This is a genomic window from Prauserella aidingensis (genome assembly GCF_024171865.1).
Lineage (GTDB): Bacteria > Actinomycetota > Actinomycetes > Mycobacteriales > Pseudonocardiaceae > Prauserella > Prauserella aidingensis.
Window position 1 is genome coordinate 1 of sequence record NZ_JAMTCN010000063.1, and the last position, 2,657, is coordinate 2,657.

The 2,657-nt window shown below is 69.0% G+C and carries 6 protein-coding genes; 1 reads left to right on the forward strand and 5 read right to left on the reverse strand.

The genetic code is table 11. The features are described from left to right. From LY13_RS25325 to LY13_RS25345, 5 genes are all read right to left on the reverse strand, one after another. Positions 1-416: hypothetical protein (locus LY13_RS25325; protein ID WP_253831075.1), on the reverse strand; the 416-nt coding region annotated here is incomplete at its 3' end. Positions 417-428: 12 nt separating this feature from the next. Beyond that, a complete protein-coding gene (locus tag LY13_RS25330) occupies positions 429-683 on the reverse strand; it encodes a hypothetical protein (RefSeq protein ID WP_253831076.1) in 255 nt (84 codons plus the stop codon). A 16-nt stretch (positions 684-699) separates the two neighbouring features. After that, the gene (locus LY13_RS25335) at positions 700-861 is read right to left on the reverse strand and encodes a hypothetical protein (RefSeq protein ID WP_253831077.1); all 162 of its coding nucleotides are present in this window, start codon (positions 859-861) and stop codon (positions 700-702) included. Positions 862-940: 79 nt separating this feature from the next. Next, a complete protein-coding gene (locus tag LY13_RS25340) occupies positions 941-1,291 on the reverse strand; it encodes a hypothetical protein (RefSeq protein ID WP_253831078.1) in 351 nt (116 codons plus the stop codon). Between the two features lie 89 nt (positions 1,292-1,380). Then, entirely contained in the window at positions 1,381-2,340 is a 960-nt protein-coding gene (locus LY13_RS25345) for a hypothetical protein (RefSeq protein WP_253831079.1), read from the reverse strand. Positions 2,341-2,423: 83 nt separating this feature from the next. Between LY13_RS25345 and LY13_RS25350 the strand changes: the two genes are divergently transcribed. Continuing rightward, positions 2,424-2,630, forward strand: a complete 207-nt coding sequence (locus LY13_RS25350; protein WP_253831080.1) for a hypothetical protein — start codon at positions 2,424-2,426, stop codon at positions 2,628-2,630. Positions 2,631-2,657 lie beyond the last annotated feature (27 nt).

The window sequence follows — 2,657 nt, forward strand, 5'->3', positions numbered from 1 at the left end:
GGGACGTCGAGGCTCAGCCCGCCGACTTCGAGCATGCCGTCGTGGGAGACGAGGAGCTCGACGTAGAAGGTGGCTGTCGTGGGGTGTGCAGCGCGGATGAGGCGCCAAGCCGCGCACCACTGTTCCCACGAGGGCCACCGGGCGGTACCGGTTCCGCCGCCGGCGGGCCGGATCGACCTGCGGTGCTTACGGACCAGTTTGTCCCAGTCCAGGCCGGGCACGCCGCACTCACCGATCGGCCAGCCATCGTAAGCACCGTCGGAGCCGCCAACAGCGTCAGCGGTCGCTTTCCTCAGCCACCGCGGAACTGCCTTGGTGAGGGTGGCGTAGCCGCTTGGCCGGGCAACCTTTCCGGCCAAGATGGCATCCCAGCGGTCCTGCGCGTCCGCTGGTTCGTCACGTCGCTTGAGCTTCATGGTTCCTCCTCCTCAGCCCCAGATCAGTGCAGGTGCAGCGCCGGAGACGGTCTCGTTGACGAGGGGATACTCGGCGTCGCCGTGGGGGTGTTCGATCGGGCCGGTGGTCCACCGGCGTGCCGGCTCAGCATCCAACCGTGCGAGGTCCTCCCGGGCGACCTCACGGGCCAGCTGCTCGACGGCCAGCTGGCGGGCCTCGGAGGGGTCGTGGGTGCCGACGACCCACAGGTCGCCGTCCTCGGTGCAGAACGTGTCGAGTTCCGGCATTGGGGCTCTCCTTCGATCAGAGTTCGAGGTTGCGTTCGCGGTCCTGGCGCTGGCGGTTTCTTTCGGCCAGTTCGGCGACCGCTGCGTCGATCTCGTGGTCGGGGGTCGTCGGGTCGCTGATCCAGTCGCCCAGTGCCTGGGCGGCTTCCTCGCGCCTGCGGTCGTCGCGGCGGCTCATACGGACCACTGCCGACCGCAGACGGTGCAGGTGGCGATACCGCAGACGATGTACATGTGCGCGGTGCAGACGTGGCCACTCATGCCGCCACCGCCCTTCCGGCCGGAGTGGCCTGCTCGGCGGCCGCCCGCTGGGCGCGGACGCGGGCGTTGTTGGCCAGTCGCTCGGTCTCGGATGCACCGAGTAGGCCGAGTGGGACGGCGACGAGTGCCCACAGCAGCGGGTGCATGGTTGCCGCGGCGCCGGCGGCTGCGCCAGCCGTCGACAGGTGGGCCGAGTAGAACGTTAGCCACCGCAGAGGGGTCGGCTGTGTGGTCTCGGTCGAGGGGGCGCGGTAGCCCTCCTCGCCGGGACGGGGGGAAGTGTTCGGTGCGCCGATGATGGCGTTACCGATCGAGCGCGGCGAAGCCGCACGGATACCCTGAGACATGGAACGCTCCTTCGTGAGTGTTTCGCGTCAGAGCCCGTCCCGGTGAGATGTAGGAGTCCAGCCGGGGCGGGCTCGTATTTATTCGGTTATCAGCCTGTCCATCCGGCCTCGGCGGCCTCAGATGCGTAGGCGGCCTCGCAGACGGTCGCGAGGTGGCTTAGATGTCGCCGGCTCATGCCGAGTTGGCCGAGCAGGTCGGGCACAGACCACGTGAGCAGTACGTCTTGCCGGGCCATCCACAGGCCCACAGCTGTGATTCCCCACAGGTCCTCGGAGAGGTCGCAGGCGACGTAGGACAGTGCCTGCCAGATCCACAGCCGTGTGCGCTCAGGCGAGCGCGCGGTGTTGTTGCTGCAGCACTTGACCTCGACGAGGCAGTGCCCGCCGGTTACGCCCGGGCCGAGGAGTAGGTCGCCGTCGGCCCAATGCGGTGCGAACACGGGCGCGGCGTAGCCGCGCAGCTTCCCGCCGCATAGAGCCGCTGCTCGCGTGGTCGAGCGCGTCATGTTGTGGAAGACGCGGGCGCCGTCGACGACGGCGGCCTCGGTGATCGTGCCGAGGGTTCGGCCTGCGCCGCGGTAGGCGGCCTCGCACATGGTGACGATGCCGGCGGCGGTTGCTCGGTCAGCGTCCGTCGCGGCCGGGTCGTTCTCGAGCTCGGCCGCGCGGGCGATCAGGGTGGCGTGGTCGCCCGCGCCGGTGCCAGGGACCAGCTCGTCGAAACCGCGCGGGGTGGGGCGCCAGCTGTTCGCTGCGGGACGTCGCTCCGCGGGCAGGTTGCTGTGGGTGGGCCACAGTGTCGCCTGCTCGGATCGGCCGGCGCCCCAGATCGCCGCGTACGGCGGCGCGGGCTGCACGGCGCGCTCGAGCATGCGATTGACGATGCTGCCGACCATCGCGGCGTGGTCGTAGTCCGTCGTGGACAGTGGCCGCACCGAGCTGCGCGCCTGCTCGGCGATGACATCCGTAACGGGGGTGGGGTCGCCACAGTGGCGCTCCCACCACGCGAGGACGTCCCCGCCGCCGTAGAGGTTCTGCGTCAAGCTCATGACAACTAGTTTGACAGCAAGCGTGCTGTCATGCAAGCTGTCTGCATGAACGAATTGGAACAGACATCGAGAAGGTGGCGCTGATGTCGCGACAGCCACCGCGGCCGGCCGCCGAGCAGAAACCCGAACGCCGCATGACCGGCTACCGCATTCGCAAGGATCTCGACGACGCGCTGAACCGCTACCGCGAGGACACGGGCTCATCGCAGATCGCGGCCATCGATGCCGCGCTCGAGTTCTGGCTGACCGAAGTGGGGTACCTGACCCCACCGACCGACTCAAAGCAGTAAAAACGGGCCGGGCGCCGCCTGCACAAC

Coding starts and splice junctions, on each gene's coding strand:
- LY13_RS25340 (WP_253831078.1), bottom strand. CDS start 1,291: ATGTCTCAGGGTATCCGTGCGGCTTCGCCGCGCTCGATCGGTAACGCC.
- LY13_RS25350 (WP_253831080.1), top strand. CDS start 2,424: ATGTCGCGACAGCCACCGCGGCCGGCCGCCGAGCAGAAACCCGAACGC.
- LY13_RS25330 (WP_253831076.1), bottom strand. CDS start 683: ATGCCGGAACTCGACACGTTCTGCACCGAGGACGGCGACCTGTGGGTC.
- LY13_RS25335 (WP_253831077.1), bottom strand. CDS start 861: ATGAGCCGCCGCGACGACCGCAGGCGCGAGGAAGCCGCCCAGGCACTG.
- LY13_RS25345 (WP_253831079.1), bottom strand. CDS start 2,340: ATGAGCTTGACGCAGAACCTCTACGGCGGCGGGGACGTCCTCGCGTGG.